Source organism: Collinsella sp. CLA-ER-H7 (assembly GCF_040092345.1).
Taxonomy (GTDB): domain Bacteria; phylum Actinomycetota; class Coriobacteriia; order Coriobacteriales; family Coriobacteriaceae; genus Collinsella.
The window spans coordinates 41,908-60,079 of sequence record NZ_JBBNLT010000002.1 but is presented as its reverse complement, the minus strand read 5'-3'; the positions used below and the strand labels follow the sequence as shown (position 1 = coordinate 60,079).

General features: G+C 62.2%; 18 protein-coding genes. All 18 read left to right on the top strand.

Annotation, left to right across the window (positions count from 1 at the left end; genetic code table 11):
- Positions 1–121: 121 nt before the first annotated feature.
- A complete protein-coding gene (locus AAAX75_RS01650; protein WP_015760584.1) occupies positions 122–799 on the top strand; it encodes an energy-coupling factor transporter transmembrane component T in 678 nt (225 codons plus the stop codon).
- Positions 796–2,211 (top strand): ABC transporter ATP-binding protein, encoded by a 1,416-nt coding sequence (locus AAAX75_RS01645; protein WP_086414765.1) that lies wholly within the window; start codon positions 796–798, stop codon positions 2,209–2,211. The genes AAAX75_RS01650 and AAAX75_RS01645 overlap by 4 nt, the downstream gene beginning before the upstream one ends.
- A 50-nt stretch (positions 2,212–2,261) precedes the next feature.
- Positions 2,262–2,876, top strand: coding sequence for an MptD family putative ECF transporter S component (locus tag AAAX75_RS01640; protein WP_015760586.1), 615 nt, complete (start codon positions 2,262–2,264; stop codon positions 2,874–2,876).
- 38 nt (positions 2,877–2,914) lie between these two features.
- Positions 2,915–6,601 (top strand): ABC transporter ATP-binding protein, encoded by a 3,687-nt coding sequence (locus tag AAAX75_RS01635; RefSeq protein ID WP_349090862.1) that lies wholly within the window; start codon positions 2,915–2,917, stop codon positions 6,599–6,601.
- A complete protein-coding gene (locus tag AAAX75_RS01630) occupies positions 6,582–6,989 on the top strand; it encodes a metal-dependent transcriptional regulator (RefSeq protein WP_349090861.1) in 408 nt (135 codons plus the stop codon). Before AAAX75_RS01635 ends, AAAX75_RS01630 begins: the two co-directional genes overlap by 20 nt.
- Before the next feature lie 184 nt (positions 6,990–7,173).
- Entirely contained in the window at positions 7,174–7,404 is a 231-nt protein-coding gene (locus AAAX75_RS01625) for a hypothetical protein (RefSeq protein ID WP_013978981.1), read from the top strand.
- Positions 7,405–7,624: 220 nt separating this feature from the next.
- Positions 7,625–8,263, top strand: a complete 639-nt coding sequence (locus AAAX75_RS01620) for a TetR/AcrR family transcriptional regulator (protein WP_015760588.1) — start codon at positions 7,625–7,627, stop codon at positions 8,261–8,263.
- A gap of 71 nt (positions 8,264–8,334) precedes the next feature.
- Entirely contained in the window at positions 8,335–10,128 is a 1,794-nt protein-coding gene (locus AAAX75_RS01615; RefSeq protein WP_015760589.1) for an ABC transporter ATP-binding protein, read from the top strand.
- Positions 10,115–11,875: an ABC transporter ATP-binding protein gene (locus AAAX75_RS01610; protein ID WP_114518138.1), complete on the top strand. Its 1,761-nt coding sequence runs from the start codon at positions 10,115–10,117 to the stop codon at positions 11,873–11,875. The genes AAAX75_RS01615 and AAAX75_RS01610 overlap by 14 nt, the downstream gene beginning before the upstream one ends.
- 24 nt (positions 11,876–11,899) lie before the next feature.
- Positions 11,900–12,481: an MptD family putative ECF transporter S component gene (locus tag AAAX75_RS01605; RefSeq protein ID WP_349090860.1), complete on the top strand. Its 582-nt coding sequence runs from the start codon at positions 11,900–11,902 to the stop codon at positions 12,479–12,481.
- A complete protein-coding gene (locus AAAX75_RS01600; protein ID WP_015760591.1) occupies positions 12,481–13,176 on the top strand; it encodes an energy-coupling factor transporter transmembrane component T in 696 nt (231 codons plus the stop codon). Before AAAX75_RS01605 ends, AAAX75_RS01600 begins: the two co-directional genes overlap by 1 nt.
- Complete coding sequence (locus tag AAAX75_RS01595; RefSeq protein ID WP_015760592.1) at positions 13,167–14,615, top strand: ABC transporter ATP-binding protein; 1,449 nt, start codon at positions 13,167–13,169, stop codon at positions 14,613–14,615. Before AAAX75_RS01600 ends, AAAX75_RS01595 begins: the two co-directional genes overlap by 10 nt.
- Before the next feature lie 266 nt (positions 14,616–14,881).
- The gene (locus AAAX75_RS01590) at positions 14,882–15,298 is read left to right on the top strand and encodes a metal-dependent transcriptional regulator (RefSeq protein WP_349090859.1); all 417 of its coding nucleotides are present in this window, start codon (positions 14,882–14,884) and stop codon (positions 15,296–15,298) included.
- Between the two features lie 446 nt (positions 15,299–15,744).
- Positions 15,745–15,969 carry a helix-turn-helix domain-containing protein gene (locus AAAX75_RS01585; protein ID WP_015760594.1) on the top strand — a complete coding sequence of 75 codons (225 nt, stop codon included), beginning with the start codon at positions 15,745–15,747 and terminating at the stop codon, positions 15,967–15,969.
- Positions 15,970–16,032: 63 nt separating this feature from the next.
- Positions 16,033–16,266, top strand: coding sequence for a helix-turn-helix domain-containing protein (locus AAAX75_RS01580; protein WP_015760595.1), 234 nt, complete (start codon positions 16,033–16,035; stop codon positions 16,264–16,266).
- A gap of 20 nt (positions 16,267–16,286) precedes the next feature.
- On the top strand, positions 16,287–16,748 hold the full coding sequence (locus AAAX75_RS01575; RefSeq protein WP_015760596.1) for a transcriptional regulator: 462 nt from the start codon (positions 16,287–16,289) through the stop codon (positions 16,746–16,748).
- 8 nt (positions 16,749–16,756) lie between these two features.
- Positions 16,757–17,500, top strand: a complete 744-nt coding sequence (locus AAAX75_RS01570) for an ATP-binding protein (RefSeq protein ID WP_013978970.1) — start codon at positions 16,757–16,759, stop codon at positions 17,498–17,500.
- Between the two features lie 133 nt (positions 17,501–17,633).
- Entirely contained in the window at positions 17,634–18,152 is a 519-nt protein-coding gene (locus AAAX75_RS01565; protein ID WP_015760597.1) for a hypothetical protein, read from the top strand.
- The last annotated feature ends 20 nt before the right edge of the window (positions 18,153–18,172 follow it).

Below are 18,172 nucleotides of genomic sequence, written 5' to 3'. Positions count from 1 at the left end.
ATATTAACCAAGGCTAACATTTCTTTGTCAATTATAGCGATAAAAGAAAGGCTCTCTGGTTTTGCGAAGAAGAACACGGAAAACACTCGCGGAGGACATCGATGTCAGAACGAAGGTGGCCATGCTCGTCGTGCTCATAGCGACCGGGGCTATCGTGAAGGATTACGTTCTGGGCTCGGTCCTCTTTGCCGTCGTCGTCCTCCTCTCCTTCGCAATCGGGCGCGGAAGGATGGCGGCTTCTTTCTCTTTCGCCTATCTCTTTCTCATGGGCATCTTCTGGGTCACGACGATGCTTCCGCCGAACGCCGCCGGAGCCCTCGGCTCGTTCGCCCTGGCCTGCCGCACCTGCATGCCCATCTGCCTGTTCGCGGCGGTCTTCGCGACTACCACCAAGATCGGCGACCTCACGGCCGCCCTCTACGGGATGAGGCTGCCGAAGACGGTTGTCGTTCCGCTGGTGATAGCGGTGCGGTTCTTTCCGACGCTCAAGGAGGAGTCTTCTGCCGTAGCGGACGCGATGAGGGTGAGGGGGCTCGCCCTTTCGCTTAAGAATCTCGTTTCGAAGCCGGCGCTGATGTTCGAATCCGCGGTCGTGCCCGTGATGCTGCGCTGCGCCAAGATCGCAGACGAGCTCGCTGCTGCGGCGGTTGCGCGCGGCATCGACCGGCCCGGGAGGAAGACCTCCTACAACGCGCCCCGGTTCGGACGGGTCGATTTCCTGTCGCTCGCGTTCCTCGTTATCTGCTGCTCGCTTCTCGTAGCCGTGAAGGTCAATCAGGGGATCGGAGGCCTGCTGTGACGAAAAACGCCGTCGAGCTCAGAAGCGTCTCCTTCACCTATGCGGGGTTCGATGCCCCGGCGGTCGACGACGTGAGCCTTGCCGTCGCACCGGGCGAATGCATCGTTCTTTGCGGGGAGTCTGGCTGCGGAAAGACCACCGCGACCCGGATCGTCAACGGGCTGGCGGGAGGGTTCTACGAGGGCAGCCGGACGGGGGAGATCCTTGTAGCAAGCAGGGACATCGACGACCTGGAGGATTGGGAGCTCTCGTCTTTGACGGGCAGCGTTTTCCAGAATCCCCGCACCCAGTTCTTCAACCTCGACACGACCGGCGAGATTGCGTTTGGCATGGAGAACCTCGGCGTTCCCAGGAAGGAGATGCACAGGCGCGTGCGCGACGTCGTGCGCGAGCTCGGCATAGAGTGCCTGATGGGCAGAGGCATCTTCGAGCTCTCCGGGGGCCAGATGCAATCGGTGGCCTTCGCGAGCGCATGGGCCTGCAAGCCGAGCGTCTACGTCCTCGACGAGCCTTCGAGCAATCTGGACCCTCCCTCCATGGAGAAGCTCGCCTCCTTCATCTCGAAAGCCAAGTCGAGCGGGTCTGCCGTGATCATCGCCGAGCACAGGCTCTCCTACCTCGCGAGCGTCGCCGACCGGTACTTGCTCTTCGAAGGCGGTTCCGTCGCCGCCGAATGGGACGCGCAGCGATTCCTGGGGCTGTCCGACGCGGAGCGAGAGTCCTGCGGGCTCAGATCCTCCGAGCCGCCGAAGCTCGCCGACCTGATGCAGCGCCTTTCCCGTCCCGCCTCCGCCTTTCCCGCCGTCGAGGCGAGGGGAATCTATGCGGGGTACGAGAGGGGTGTGCCGGTCCTCGAGGGGATTACCGTCTCGTTCGACCCCGGGAGGGTCGTCGGCGTGGTCGGGCGAAACGGGGCAGGCAAGTCAACCCTGCTCAAGTGCCTGGCGGGGATCAAGAAAGAAGAGCTCGGGCATGTCCGGTTCCAAGGCTCGGTAGTCCCTCCCAAGAGAAGACCCAATCATGCGTTTCTGGTCATGCAAGACCCCGACTACCAGCTCTTTCGCCCGAGCGTGCGCGACGAGTTGGCATCCGCGGCCCCGTCTCCTTCCGACGTCGACGAACTTCGTCTCGAAGCGGTCCTGGAGGAGTTCGGCCTGGGAGATGTCGCCGACCGCCATCCCGCATCGCTCTCGGGAGGGCAGAAGCAGCGGTGCGTCTGCGCCATCGCGTCGGAATCGGGAGCGCAGGCGCTTCTCCTCGACGAGCCCACGAGCGGCCTGGACTTCCGGAACATGGAGCGCCTCGCGCTCATCTTGCGCGAAGAGGCGTCTCGCGGGAAGACGGTGGCGGTCGTCAGCCACGACACGGAGTTCCTGTCTAAGGCCTGCGACCAGATCGTGCTCATCGAGTGAGCCGGCCTGCAAAGACTGAGAAGGATTCCTATGAAAGAAAGGATTTGGAAATGACAGCAAAAGCAAAACAGAAGGAAAGCGGCAGCCTCAGCTCCAGGGACCTCATAGCCCTCGGCGTCTTCTCTCTGCTGTTCATGGTGGTGAGCATGCTCGTCGTGGGAATCACCTCCATGAGCGTCGTGGCGTACTGCGGCTGCTGCGCCATCGCGGCGATACCCGCCGGGATCGTCTGGGTCTACATGCATGCGCGCGTGCCGCGCGCAGGAACCTCGCTGATCATGGCCCTCGTCTTCGCCGTGGTCATCTTCGTCATCGGGTCGGGATGGCCCGTGGCGCTCGGCCTCGCCGTCGGCGGCGCCGTCTCCGAGCTGGCGCGGAAAGCGCTCGGGTACGGGAGGTTCGCAGGCGTCGCCGTGGGGTACGCGCTTTTCGAGACCTGCTGGGCGGCGGGCCTTTTCGTTCCCATGTTCGCCTCCCAGGACTACTACCGCGAGCTGATGGGGTCCAACAGCATCGACCCGGCCTACATGGAAGCCCTTCTGTCCACGGTGACTCCCGAGACGTTCGCGATCATCGCGGTCGTGACCTTCGCGGGCGGCATCATCGGCTCGCTGGTCGGACGGGCGGTGTTCAAGAAGCACCTCGAGCGCGCGGGAATCGCCTAGCGCCCTTTTTCAAAGCAACATGAGAGAAGAGGTATTCAATGAGCAAGGAAAGCAAAGGAAGGAAGCCGGGGGCCCTTTCCCGCTGCCTGCGGTTCGCGGGGAGAAGAAAGCCCCTCGTGTTCGCCTCCATGGCGCTGGCGGTCCTATCCGCGGCGGCGTCCTTCGTCCCATACGTGGCGATCTACTTCATGATTAGGGATGCGGTCGGGGTCTATCCGAACCTGGCCGCCGTCGACGTTTCGGCGATGACGGGCTACGCGGGCTTGGCGGTGGCAGGCATAGTCGTTGACGTGGGGTGCTATCTTGCCGCGCTGCTGTGCTCTCACGCCGCGGCGTTCGACGCGCAGTACCGCACGAAGCTCGATATCGCCGCCCATCTCGGGAGGATCCCTCTTGGGCACATAGCGCGGCTCGGCACGGGTAGGATCTCGAAGGTCATGGACGAGAGCGTCGGCGGGATCGAGCAGTTCATCGGCCATTCCATCCCGGACCTGGCGGCCACCGCCGCCGCGCCCGTCGTTTTGGCGGCGCTGCTTTTCGTCTTCGACTGGCGCTTCGGCGTCGCCACGCTGGCGGCGGTCGCCGTCGCATGCGTCGTGCAGTTCTCCGGCTATGCCGACAAGCGCGTCATGGCGAGCATGGGGCGCTACCAGGAAGTCAAGGAGCAGATGGGCAACGCCTCCGTGGAGTACGTCCGCGGAATGCGCGTCGTGAAGGCTTTCGGCCAGACGGCGCGCTCGTTCAAGCGCCTCTCCGACGCGATAAAGGACTACACCGGCCTCTCCCTCGACGTCACGCTCTTCTTCAGGAACTCCATGCCGGGCTTCACGGCGGTCCTCAACAACGCGTACCTGTTCGTTCTGCCCGTCGGCATACTCCTCGCCCCGGGCGCGCAGGACTGGCCGACGTTCGTGCTCTCGCTCGTCTTCTACCTCCTGTTCGTGCATTCGATATCGAGCGTGTTCACGAAGATCCTCTACGTGAGCGAGGACGGGATGCTCGCCCAGGCAAACATCGACCGCATCGACTCCGTGCTCGGCATCGAAGAGCTCTCTTGTCCCGAGGCGCCGAAAGCCCCGAAGGACGCCTCGGTGTCCCTTCGGGACGTGACTTTCTCCTACGAAGACGACGCGGAGCCGGCGTTGCGCAACGTCTCGCTGGAAATCCCCGCCGGCACGGTGTGCGCGGTCGTCGGGCCGAGCGGCTCGGGCAAATCGACCCTCGCGAACCTCGTCGCCCGCTTCTGGGACGTCGATTCGGGCCAGGTTCTCGTCGGCGGCGTCGACGTCCGCGAGATGGGCCAGGATGAGCTGATGGGCAGCCTCAGCCTGGTGTTCCAGGATTCCCACCTCTTTCGCGAGAGCGTCGCGGAGAACATCAGGCGCGGCAGGCCGGGGGCGACCGACGACGAGGTGGTCGAGGCCGCGAAGGCCGCCCAGGCGGACGCGTTCATAAACGGCCTTCCCCATGGCTACGCCACGGTAATAGGCTCCGAAGGCGTGCACCTGTCCGGCGGCGAACAGCAGCGGATAGCCATCGCGCGCTCGATCATCTCGGACGCGCCCATCGTGGTGCTGGACGAGGCGACCGCGTTCTCCGATCCCGAGAACGAGCATTTGATCCAGAAGGCGTTCGAGAGGCTCATGGCCGGCAAGACCGTGATCATGGTCGCCCACAGGCTCTCCACGGTCGTCGGTGCCGACAAGATAGTCGTGCTCGACGGCGGGCGCAAAGTCGAGGAAGGCACCCATCAAGAGCTCCTCGCCGCATCGGGGACGTACGCGAAGATGTGGAGGCAGTACACGGAAGCGGTCGAATGGGGCATCGAAGCGGCCCCGCGCGACGACACCCGATCCTCCGAAGCGACCGCCCCGCATGCAACGCAGGGCGTCTCCGCCGAGGAGTACGACCCTGCGGAGAAACCCGGCAAGCCGTCGAGCGGCAGGGCGCCTTGGCTTCAGAGGACGTTCAACCTTTCCGACGAGGGCTACGTCGGCCTCAAGCGCTCGGCCATTGCTTGCACCTTGAGCGATCTGGCGCTCATGATCCCCTTCGTCTGCACGGTCGCCGCGTTCGCGGCTCTCGTGGGGACCCTTGCGGGCGAGCCGTTCGACGACGCCGCGCTCTGGTCGATCTTCGCCGTGGGGCTTGCGGGGATGGTGGTGGTCTTCGTCGCTTCGAGAAACGACTACAAGAAAACCTACGTGGCCGCGTACACCGAGTCCGAAGGCACCCGCCTGCGCCTCGCCGACCACCTGAGGAAGCTGCCCATGAGCTTCTTCAACCGCCGGGACACGACCGACGTGGCCGACCGCCTCATGGGGGACGTGACGGCGCAGGAGTCCATGCTCTCGTCGACGCTCCCGCAGCTCATCGCCGGAATCGTGTCGACCGTGGTCATCTGCGCGATGCTGGCATTCTTCGACTGGCGGCTCGCCTGCTGCGTTATGGTCACGCTTCCGCTTTCGGCAGGGGTCATCGCCTTGAGCCGCCGTCATCAGTCGCGCCTTTTCGAAAGGCAGAACCGCGTCCGCCTGGATGCGCTGGCGTGCGTGCAGGACTACCTCGAGGGCATCAAGGACATGAGGGCCTGCAGGGCGGTGGGCAAGGACTCCGCCGCCATGGAGCAGGCGATGCTCGAGCTCAAGAGGGTGACGATGCGGGTCGAGCTCGCCGTCGACGTCTCCGTCTCCCTCGCGAGCGCCATCCTCCGCTCGGGAGTCGGTTTGACCGCCTGCGTCGGGGCGGTGCTTCTCGCCTCCGGCGGCGTGGACTTCATGGTTCTGCTCATGTTCTTGCTCATCGTCTCCCGCGTCTACGGGCCCATCCTCGCCCTCGTCTCGCAGCTGCCCAACCTTCTCAACCTCTCGACGAAGACCGCCCGCATCAAGGCGGTCATGGACGAGCCCGAAGCGAGGGGGTCCGCCTCGGCGGATGTGCCCGGCCACGACCTGTCCTTCCAGGGCGTCCGGTTCGGGTACGGCGACGAAGAGGTGCTCCACGGCGTAAGCTTCGTCGCGCGCGAGGGGGAAGTCACCGCGCTCGTCGGGCCGAGCGGCTCGGGCAAGTCGACCTGCGCCCAGCTGGCGGCCAAATTCTGGGAGCCCGACAGCGGCAGGGTCCTCTGCTCTGGAAAGGACATCGCCGAGTTCTCCGAGGAATCGTGGCTCGCGCACGTCTCCATAGTCTTCCAGGACGTGGTCCTTTTCGACGACACGGTTGCGAACAATATTCGCATCGGCCGCGAAGGCGCCTCCGACGAAGAGGTGGCCGAGGCTGCAAGGGCGGCGCACTGCCTGGAGTTCATCGAGAGGCTTCCCCAGGGGTTCGACACGGTGCTGGGCGAGAACGGCGCCTCCCTCTCGGGCGGGGAGCGCCAACGCCTTTCCATTGCGAGGGCTCTCCTGAAAGACGCGCCCGTGGTGCTCCTCGACGAGGCGACCGCCTCGCTCGACCCCGAGAACGAGACGCTTATCCAGAGAGCGGTCGGAACCCTGTGCGCAGGCAAAACGGTGATCGTCATCGCCCATCGACTGAGGACCGTCGCCAATGCGGACAAGATCGTCGTCCTAGACAGCGGGCGCGTGGCGGAGGAGGGGAACCACAAGACGCTGCTCGCCGAGGACGGGCTGTACGCGAGGCTGTGGAGGCTCCAGCAGGAAAGCTCGTCGTGGACCGTTCCCGCCGACAGGGGCGATGCCGCCGATGTCCCGACGGGCAGATGAGCGGATGGGCGGGCGAGAATCCTCCGAGGACTACCTCGAGGCCATCCTCGTGATCCACCGCCTGCGCGGGTCGTGCCGCAACGTGGACATCGCCGAGCGCATGGGCGTCGCCAAGCCGAGCGTCACCAAGGCGCTCGGCAACCTGGCGCGCAGGGGCCTCGCCGAGGTGGTCGGCCGCGACGTGCGGCTGACCGAGGAGGGCGGGCGCCTCGCCGAGGCCACCCTCGACAAGCACCGCTTCTTCGAGCGGCTGCTCGTCGAGTCAGGCGTGGACGCCGAGACCGCCTCGGCGGAGGCCTGCCGCATGGAGCACTGCCTGTCAGAGGACTCCTACAGACGTTTCGCGGCCTATCTCGGGAGCCGACGAGACGAGGGCGATGGCGGGTAAACGGAGGGCGGCTTGCAGGCCAGACTGGGCGACTGGCTCAGTTTCGGATACCGCCCACTAGGCAACTCCTCGCTGAGCGAGGGGACGATATCGAGCGGCGGCGATGGCAACGAGCATCGCGCCATCGCCGCCAAGCCCCGCGACGCCGAGGTGCAGCGTCTGCCGCTCCGGAAGGAGCAGACGCATGGCAGTCGAATCAGCAGGATGCCCGTACGTCAAGATCCCCGTGCCGATACAGGACACGTACTCGGTGGCGGAGATAGCGATACTCTTACGTGTGAGCAGGAACGCGGTCTACGAATGGAGCCTCCTCGAGGACGACCCCCTGCCACTGAGGAGGATGATGGGCAGAAAGAGGGGGCGCTTCGCGTTCAGGGACGAGCTCCTCGAGTGGAGCAAACGGCACGCGACGTGATTGTAGTCAGACAGAACCTTTCAGGACGCCCCGCTTCGATTCGAGTAGAGATAGTTCCCGCCCAAATTAACTAGGCGGTTCATCGAGGCTCCTCCGTCTATCAAGCCAAGGCCGCTTCTACTGAGATATCATGAGCATAAGAGTTGACAGTGACTAACTTTGGTGGCAGAATTCCCAACACGAAAGATAGCTAAGTTATTATTGGAGGGAGGTGACTGCAGTGAGCAACGGCAACTACCAGGAGACGCACGAGCGCATCTTGAAGAGCGGCCTTGCGGCGTTTCTGGAAGAGGGGTTCGAGAAGGCGAACCTGCGCAGGATCTGCAAGGCTGCCGGCGTGACCACCGGGGCGTTCTACAAGCATTTCAAAGACAAGGAGGCGCTCTTCTCGGAGCTGGTCGAGCCGCTGGCGAGCATGATTCGCAAAGCTTACGCCCAAGGCGAGAAGCGAGGTTTCGCCGGGTACGACGAAGGGAAGCCCGTGACCCCGGAGCAGGTGCGCGCCGCGCTCGAGGCCAAGGCGGCGGGGACGCTCGCGACCACGGCGATGCTGTACTCCCATCGCGACATCTACGAGCTCCTTGTGTTCCGCTCCTACGGCACCCCCTACGAGCACTTCCTTGACTGGCTCGTCGACGAGGAGGACAGGACCACCCTCCGCGTTCTCGAGCTGATCCACGGCGCAGAGAAGGCTCGAACCGTCATCTCGAAAGAGTCTCTCCACATCGTCAACCACGCGTTCTACAGCGCCCTTTCCGAGAATATCATCCACGCGAAGAGCGTCGAGGAGCTCAACGCGACGACCGAGGTCATTTCAACGTTCTTCAATGCGGGCTGGGAGAAATATCGCACGCTTTGACGGCTCTTTCTTTTTTTGCGTCAAAGATAACTAAGTCATTATTAACCGAAACTATACTTGAGGTGGTGCCCATGGCAGAGACAAGCGAACAAGACCGGCAACGGGATGAAGCGGGGCGGGAGGCTATCAGGCGCCTGTCTTGCCCCGTCAAGGGACGCGTCATGCTGGCGCAGGCGTTCACGGTGCTCTCGGCGCTTTTATCCTTTGCCCCGTATTTGGCTTTGGTATGGCTGGGAGACCTATTTCTGGCGGGGGAAGGCCCGCTCGCGCAGGCCGATGCCTCCAAGGTGCACGAAATTGCCCTCCTCCTCGTCATGGCGTTCCTCTCGCAGCTGTTCTTTCGCGCTCTTGCGCTCATCATCACGCATTTTGCCGATATGAAACTGCGCTACGTCATTCGCAAGGGTATCGTTGAGCGGTTGAGCCGCGCGCCTCTTGCTTGGTTTAGCGCTACGGAATCCGGCAAGGTCAGAAGCGCTGTGCAGGATGACACGAAGACGGTCCACACCGTCATCGCACACGGACCGGTCGACCGTCTTAACGGCGTTTTGCAGCCGATGGTTCTTCTGGCTTTCATGTTCTGGATCAATTGGCGCTTGGCGCTCATCGGCATCGCCACGATCCCCTTCTATTTCCTGCTGCAGGCGCTCTCTATGAAGGATATGGGACCGAAAACCGCCGAGATGAACGGGCACCTTGCACAAGTGTCCTCGACGATGGTCGAGCTCGTGTCCGGCATCAAGGTGGTCAAAGCGTTCGGAAAAACAGGAGAGGCGCATCGTAATTACGCGGACGCCGCATCGGCATTCTCGCAGTCGTACTGGGACTGGTGCGCCCCGCTCATCGGGCTTTGCTCGATTGCCGGCGAGCTCATCTCCTCCCCCTTGCTGCTGCTGATCAACCTCTGCGGCGGCGCGCTTGTCATGGGGGCAGGGTTGGCCAGCCTCCCCCAGGTTCTCGCGTGCGCGCTGATAGCCATCGTGCTTCCGACCGCCATCAGCGCTGTCGCCAACAGCACGTGGTCGTACCAGATGGCCGGCGCTGCCGCAGTCAGGCTGTGCGAGATTCTGGACACGCCGTCGATTCCCGAGCCGAAAACCCCAAAGAAGCCCGACGGGGTCGTCGTTGAGGTGAACGACGTATCGTACTCCTACGGCGATACCCAGGCCTTGCGCGGTGTCAGTCTTGTCCTTAATCCCGGTACCACGACGGCGCTCATCGGCCCGTCAGGCTCGGGTAAATCGACGCTCGCCACACTCATTGCACGCTTCGACGACCCGGAAAGCGGCTCCATCCGTCTCGGCGGCGTCGATCTGAGAGACATCTCCTCCCGTGACCTCTACAACACGGTTTCGTTCGTGCTCCAGGACCCGATGCTGATCAACGCCTCCATCGGAAGAAACATTTCTTTAGCTAAGCCGGAGGCTTCCCTGGAGGAGATTCGGGAGGCTGCCCGTACGGCGCAGATCGACGATTTCATCATGTCGCTGCCCAAGGGATACGACAGCGTTTTGGGAACGGACTGCTCGCTCTCAGGCGGCGAGAGCCAGCGCGTGAGTATAGCGCGTGCCCTTTTAGCCGACACGCCGATCCTCATCATGGATGAGGCCACCGCTTTTGCCGACCCAGATTCGGAGCTCGAGATCCAGAAAGCACTAAGTTCCTTGGTCGAAGGCCGAACGGTTCTGGCCATCGCCCACCGGCTCAACGCAATCCTAGGCGCCGATCAAATTGCCGTGTTGGAAGAAGGTAAGATCGTCGCCCTTGGAACGCATGCGGAGATTCAAGACAACGAGCATTATCAGGCGCTTCTCAAGCAAGGAGGCCTCTGCGGCAGTGAAGAAGAGGGCGATGCAGATGAGTAATTCCAAACGCTTCTTACCGAGACTTCGTCGTTATATGGACGAGGGTGATAGGCGCCAGCACCGTTTGGGAACTTTGCTCTACGCCCTTTCCGGCGTGATGTGCGGCATCGGTCTCGCCATCATGATGCCGGCGACCATGGCTCTCCAGTCCGGCGACCCCCAATGGGGCTTGACGTTTTGGGGCTGGGCAGTCGCGCTTGCGGCGGTGACAGTCGTCGGCTCAACAGCCTCGTTCTTCGGTACCAAGCTCAGCTATGCAGCGGGGTTAGGCTTCATGCGCAATATGCAGGTGGTCATCGGGAACAAGGTGTCGCGTTTGCCACTTGGCTGGTTTAAGGCGGATAGTGCCGGAAGGCTTTCGCGCATGGTTACGCAGGAAATGATCTCGACCGGACAGGCCGCTGCTCTTTATGTTGGCCAGCTTATAAAAAACGCTGCCGCCGCAATCGTGTTCTGTGCTGCCGTGTGGCTTTGGAGCTGGCAAATTGGAATCATGCTGACGCTTTCCATCCCAATCCTTTTCCTTCTTCTGCGCGTTTCACAGGCATGCGTCGGAAAAGGAAACGGGTTAGAGGATTCCGCCGAGCGGGACATCGCCGCGAGGATAGTCGAGTTCGCACGATGCCAGGGAGCCCTGCGCGCCTGCCGTGCGGGTGCCGACTATGCGGAGCTTGAGGATAGTTTCGTAGAAGGCAGAAAGCGGTCGGTCCGCGGCCTGTGGTGGAGCGCCCTCGGCGAAATCCTTTCCGGGGCGAGCGTGCAGATGCTCGTTGTGAGCATGATCATCGCGGTGAGCTACTTGGGTGCAAGCGGAAGCATCGGGGCGCTTGAAACAGTGGTCATGATCGGCGTCGCACTAAGGTTCACCACGCTCCTCAACGAGATCGCCTCAGCCCTATTCGGGATGGAGGACCGTCGGGCAATGCTCGACGGCATGGACGAGGTCGTCGAAGCGGCCGAGCTGCCGGTTGTGGACGCGTCGAAAGCTTGTCCGACCGACGCAAGCGTCCGGATGGGAGAGGTTCGCTTTTCCTACGTGAAGGAGAAGCCAATCCTTCGTGGAGTCGATCTCGACGTTCCGGAAGGCAGCATGGTCGCCATCGTGGGCCCGTCTGGCTGCGGCAAGACGACCATGCTCAAGCTAATCGCGCGTTTTTACGACGTCGACGACGGAGCGGTCAGGATCGGCGGCGTAGACGTCCGCGATATGACGACAGAGGATCTTTTCGCTCGGGTGTCTTTCGTTTTCCAGGACGTCTATCTCTTTAACGACACGCTGCGAAACAACGTCCTTATGGCGAACCCGGATGCTTCGGAGGAGCAGCTTCGCGCGGTCGCTGACCTTGCCGGGGTGACGGAGGTCGTCGAGCGCCTTCCTGAGGGCTGGGAGACGCTGTGCGGCGAAGGGGGTCGCTCGCTTTCCGGCGGCGAGCGGCAGCGCGTTTCCATAGCCCGCGCGCTTCTCAAGCAAGCCCCCATCGTGCTCCTGGACGAGGCGACGTCGGCTCTCGATGCGGAAAACGAGAAGAACGTCGTTCGCTCAATAGAGACGCTCAAACGGCGCTCCACGCTCATCGTGGTCGCGCACAAGCTCGAAACCGTGCGCATGGCGGACAAGATCGTGGTCATGGATAGCTCGGGCAAGGTTGCGGAGACAGGGACGCACAACGAGCTGATCGCCCTCGAAGGAGAATACAAAGACTTCTGGGACAAGCGCAACGCGAGCTCCCAGTGGCAATTGGTCTAGCAAACAGAGCAAAAGGAGGCTCACATGAAACTGAAGGACATCGCGACAATAGCGGTACTGGGAGTGATCGGATTCGCCCTCGGGATGGGCGTCGGCATGATAACAGGCATGTTCGGCGCGCTTTCCATGTACGTCTCGGCGGGATTCGCGGCCTTCTTCGTCGGTCCCGTTTACACCATCATGGCGCGCAAGGTGCAAAAACGGGGGACGGCCTTCTGCTTCTGGTTGATCTACGGCGTGCTCTACGCGATCATGGGCTTCGCCGTCGCGACGCCCCTGTGCCTGATCGCGGGCATCGTCGCAGAGATCATCGCCGGCGACTACGGAAACAAGAAGAGGGTGTGGCTGTCGTTTTCGGTATCGATGTTCATCTACTCGATGCACATGATAGTGTTCGTGCTCGTTCTGGGATCCGATGGGCTGGCGACTTTCGTCGAGAGCATCTCGCTTGAACAGGCGCAGCAGATGGTGGCGATGTACACGGTCGATATGATGGTCATCTGCGTGCTGATCAATATTGTGACCGAGCTTCTGGCCGGGCGTTTCGGAATGTTCATCAACGACAAGTTCTTCGAAAAGGGCGCGAAGGAAAGCAGGCTGGGTTGATGGGGCGAACGGGTCTGCTCGACAGCGGGCGCGAGGGGCATCTGCACCCGCTGACGCTCTTCGCGCTGACGCTTCTGGCGCTCATCCAAGCGTTTCTCGCCAATCAGCTGGTATATGCCCTCGTTCTGGCGCTGTCGTTTCTCGTCCTTTTGGACGTCTCGCCGGCGTCCTTCTTGAGGCAGCTCGCGCTCTTTGCGGTGGCATGCGGGGTCGTGCAGCTGATCCTGCATGTCGACATCGGCTATGTCACGAGCATCTTCCTGGGCGTGGCGGTTTTGGTGGTGAGGGTCTTCCCCGTCGTCAACATCGGTTGCGCCCTCATGATGACGAGCTCCTCGAAGCTTCTGGCGAGCATGCGCAAGCTGCACGTTCCGAACAGAGCCGCAGTCGGCGCAGTCATAGGGTTGCGCTTCCTCGACGAGATGGGCGATCGCGTGAAGGAGATAAAGCGCGGGATGCGGGTTCGCGGGCTGCGCCCGAGCCCGCTTCGTCCCGTGCACGCCTTCGAGCTCTACTTCGTTCCCCTTGTGTACAAGTGCCTGCACGTGAGCGAGACGCTCGTCTCCTCCGTGATTTCGAAAGGAATCGAAGCGAATTGCGAAAAGACGAGCTACCGAAGTCTCTCCTTCGGTCTGCTTGACGGAGCCGCCTTGGGCGTCGGAGTCGTTCTTTTGGGGGTCGCGGTATGGATGTGATTGACGTCGACATTCGGTCTTTCTCATACAAGGGAGAAGATCTCGCGGCATTGAAGAACGTGCGGTTTTCGGTGGAGCGCGGCGAGCTCGTCGTACTCACCGGCAACTCCGGGTGCGGGAAGACCACTCTCCTGCGCGCCATGAACGGTTTGATTCCCGATCAGTACGAAGGCGAGCTCGATGGGAGAATCGAGCTTCTCGGGAAAAGCCTGGGAGAGTTCTCCTCCGGCGAGCTCGCCCGCACGATCGGCAACGTGTTCCAGAATCCGACCGATCAGTTCTTCACCCGCAAGGCGGCCGACGAGGTGGCCCTCGTCGGCGAGAATCTGGGCATGCCTCGCGAGGAGCTGATCGAAAGGGTCGAGTCGGCTTTCGAGAGCATGAAAATCGCGCATCTGGCGGGCAAGGACCTCATAGGCCTCTCGGGAGGAGAGAAGCAGCGCGTCGCCATAGCCTCGACGCTCGTCTACGACACCCAGGTGATTTTCTTCGACGAGCCGTCCGCCAGCCTCGACCACGAAGGGATAGAGGACTTTCGCCGAATCCTCGCCGATTTGAAGGCCCTCGGCAAGACCGTCGTCATCGCCGAGCACAGGCTTTACTTTCTGGCGGATCTCTACGACAGGCTCCACGTCATGGCGGGCGGCCAAATCGTCGATTCGTTCGCAGCGGGTCGGCTTCGCGCGGAGGATTGCGCGCGCTATGGACTTCGCGCGCTCGATCTACACGGCCTGAACCCGGAAAACCACCGTCAGCTCGGGGCGGAGGTCGCTTCAATGAAAGGCGTTTCGGTCTCCGCAGGCGGGCGAGCCCTGATCGGGCCCTTGACGCTCTCTTTGCGAGAGGGCGAGGTTATGGGCGTCCTTGGGGCAAACGGAGTCGGAAAGAGCACGCTCGCCCGGGCGATGTGCGGCCTTGCGGGCGGTCGACAGGCCTTCTCGTGGGGAGTTCGGCCTCGGCAGAGGCTTCGCCGATCGTACTACATGATGCAAGACGTCGATTACCAATTGTTCTTCGACACGGTGGAAAACGAAATCCTGACCGACCAGAAAAGCATCGACGACAACCGTCTCAACGAGGTGGCGCGTATCGTCAAGGCCATCGACCTATGGGACAAGAGGACCGAGCATCCGCAAAACCTATCAGGAGGCCAGAAGCAGCGTTTGGCGCTGGCTTGCGCCTTTCTGAGCAGCAAGGAGATTGTCGTTCTGGATGAGCCGACATCGGGACTCGACTTCATGCACATGGCGAGGATTGCCGGGCTCATCGAGGAGCTTGCCAAAGGCCGTCCCGTGGCCGTCATCACCCATGACCTTGAGTTCCTGTTCAAGGTCTGCACTTCGGCTCTGATGGTGGGGCGAGACGGCTGCGAGAAGGTCGACCTGCGGGCGCCCGGATCCAGCAAAAGCGTCCTTAGGTTCATGGGGTGCGTTCGCTAGTTGTCTTCACTCGACGTAGCGGAAGCCGATTCCACGTCCCTTCCCGGATGGCAGAAGAGGCGTGCCGCATGGAGCAGTGCATCTACGGATTCTTTCGAGAACCCCTCCTCCTGCCTGGAGCGGATCGAGGATTCTCTTCGATGAGGGATCGGCATCGCCAATCGGCCGGCCCCATCGTCTTCGCCGATGCGGGGTCGGCTCGTGCGGCGGACTGTTCGCGAAGCCGTGTCGCCTGCAGGGACTAGGCGAACGAGAGGATGATTTGAATGAGGGATGAAGCCGATGCGAGCCGCGGCTCACGGAGCAGGGCGACAACCAAGTCGTCCGAAGACTACCTCGAGGCCATCCTCGTGATCCGCCGCCTGCGCGGGTCGTGCCGCAACGTGGACATCGCCGAGCGCCTGGGCTTCTCGAAGGCGAGCGTCACCAAGGCGCTCGGCAACCTGGCTCGTAAGGGCCTTGTCGAGGTGGTCGATCACGACGTTCGCTTGACCGCAGCTGGAAAGCACCTTGCCGAGGAGACGCTATCTAAACACCGCCTCTTCGAGCGTCTGCTCGCCAACGCCGGGGTGAATGCGGAAGTTGCCTCCAAAGAGGTATGCCGCATGGAGCACTGCATCTCCACGGATTCTTTCGAGAAGCTCTCCTCCCACCTAGGGCGGATTCAGGATTCCCTTCGATAAGGGATCAGCATCACCAAGCGACCGGCCTCATCGCCTTCGGCAATGCGGAGTCGGCTTATCTTTCATGATAGCCCCGATTCATCTGGTGAGTTCCCCTACCAGCAAAGCGGCCCTCCGAATTGGACGGGGCCGCTTTGCTATGTCGTTCTCTTCTTCCTTGTCAGGTCCCCACCTCATCATCTCGATTATCTGCGGCCAAGGCCTTCAAGTTGCAGGACGCATCCCGAAAATCAAGGCACATAAAGCAAAACTACTACCTGGGTGGCGCTTGCGGCGGATTGCGCAGATTTCGTCAACGAATGACATGCAGGGACTTAGCGGGACAAGCCCGCTTTTCCCGTTTTGACCCCATTCGACTCCGGCTCGAACATGACCGAAAGGACTTTATTGGAGCTATCGGTGCTCGAAACGCTTTAAGAGCGCCTTGTGGAGACGAAAGGAAACCCATGGACGTATCGGAAGACGGCATCAGAGGCCTTCGGCGATTCGGAGGATCGAGCCAATCGCTGTCCGACCTCGTTGATGCGGAGGAAGTGTCCCGGCATCTCGGAATAACGCCCAGAAGGGTGCTGTCGATGGCCCGCAAGGGCTCGATTCCCTGCGTGAGGCTCAGCGCGAAGACCATTCGCTTCGATATCGAAGCTGTCGACCGGGCCCTTGGAAGGCGGTAGGCATGCTGACGGCGCTCTTGCGCGCGCTGCCGCGTTCCGCCGCCTTCGGAAGGAGCACTCGATATGATTTCTGATAGAAAAACATCTGGCGTCTTCGTCAAGACGCCCGTCCTTGTCCAGGACACGTATTCGGTCGAGGAGATTGCAATTCTGTTCCGCGTAAGCCGAAACAGCGTCTACGAGTGGCACAAGCGCGAGGACGACCCCCTGCCTTTGAGGCGCATGAACGGCAAGAAGCGCGGGTTCTTCGCCTATCGCGACGAGCTCCTCGAGTGGAGCAAGCGCAATGCGGTCTAGGGACGCGGGGAACGACCGGCATGGCGGAGCGTAGCGACGAGGCTTTCATCATCGTAAGGGAGTTCATGACGAGGGGGCTCGGCCTCACAGGCCTCCCCCTCCTTGTGTACGCCCGGATCTACGGCTTCTGCGAAAGCGGATCCCCCTACTTCGAGAGCAAGGCGCATCTGGGCAAGATTCTCGGAGTCGACACGCGAAGCGTTGTCCGAGCGGTGAGGAAGCTCGAGGAGGTGGGCCTTGTGTTCGAGGTAGGCCGCCAAGAGCTTTCCAAAGGGAGGGAGACGAAGGTCTACCGCATAGACTTCGAGGCGGCCCGAAGGGCGAAGGGGGCAATCGAGGGGGCCGGCCAGTCGACGCATGGCGAAATGCCATCGGATGACCGCGGGCCGCGCCCGTGCCGCCTTCTGCATGACCAGACGCCATGCCGACCCCTGACGCCTTGCCAGCTAATAACAAAGACGGAAAACAAAGATTACAGATAGGACGTGCCATGGGCGAATCGAAGCCGACGCATTCGGAGGCTTGCTGCGAATACTGCGGGCGCCCCCTCGCTCCATGCGTGGTCGAGTTCGGCGCCAGGCGGATCGTCGCGGGGTTCCGCGAATGCGACTGCGAGGGCGCACGCGGGCAAAGGGCGCGAGCCGAGAGGATGGAAGCCGCGAAGAGGGAAGCGCGCCTGGCCGAGCGCCGCAAGCGCGCGGGGATCCCGAAGCGGTTCCTCGGCGCGACCGTCCAGCACCAGGACCTCATCGACTACCTCGAGTCGTTCGAGGGCAGCGCAGGGCGAGGCCTCTACATATACGGCTCGGTCGGAAGGGGGAAAAGCTATTCAGCCGCAGCCTTGGCGAACGCCTTCGTGGACGCCGGCTACCGCACGGTGTTCACAACGGCATCGGCGATGCTCGAGAGGATCAAGGCGAGCTTCTCGGGGAACGGGGAGACCGATTCGGTCATTTCCAGATACGCTGCATGCGACGTCCTCGTCCTCGACGACCTCGGCAAAGAGGATGCCAAGGAGTGGTCCTCGAACATGATGTTCCTTGTGATAAACGCCCGATACGAAAACATGAGGCCGACCATCTTCACCTCGAACTACTCGCCCCAGGCGCTATCGAAAAGGCTTGGAAGGAAGGGAGAGACGGAGACCGCCGAGGCTATCGCGAGCCGGCTCTCGGAGACCACCATCCCCATCCACCTCACGGGGCCGGATATGAGGATTGCGTCAAGGATGTGACCGACGGGACTTGCCGGGACGACGGCGCCTTCTCCCGCCGACGCCATCGGCGAGTCTGTGAGTAAATCGCGACAAGAATCGAGGGCAGTCGGCGTGCGGATGGCAGCCGACTCCGGAAGGCGATGGAGGAACGATGACGGGCAGGTTGAAGGAAGCCGACGAGAGAACCAAGCGGGAGCTCGCCGACAAATGCCAGGAGAACGGCTGGCTCAGGCGGGGCGGATACCCCTGGCAAGACGACCCCTACCTCGAGGAATACCCCTACGAGTTCGCGAAGGCCGGCAGCGTGGAAGAGCTGCGCGGCTTCTTCGCGCACGGAAACTGGGCGCTGCGCCAGGGGATCGTGTACGAGGATCTCGCCTTCGTGCAGCAGGTCGACGGCGGCGACGAGTGGTGGACGCTGAAGCGCACCGACTCCGGCTGGCTCGCCTTCGAGAGTTGGTCCTTCGGCCGCATCGTGCAGGAGCCCGAGAGGTTCTCACATGCGATAGAGTGCATGCATCGCGCAACTCCAGAGCAGTGCAAGCGCCTCGAGTACATGGAGGCGGTTCCGAGCATCGAGGATGCCGCCAGACGCGCACGCGATTCCATCCAGCAACTGAACAAAACGGCGATGACGCCCACGCGCGGCGCGCGGGCGGAGCTTCGCTGAACACACTTACGAAGGCGGGT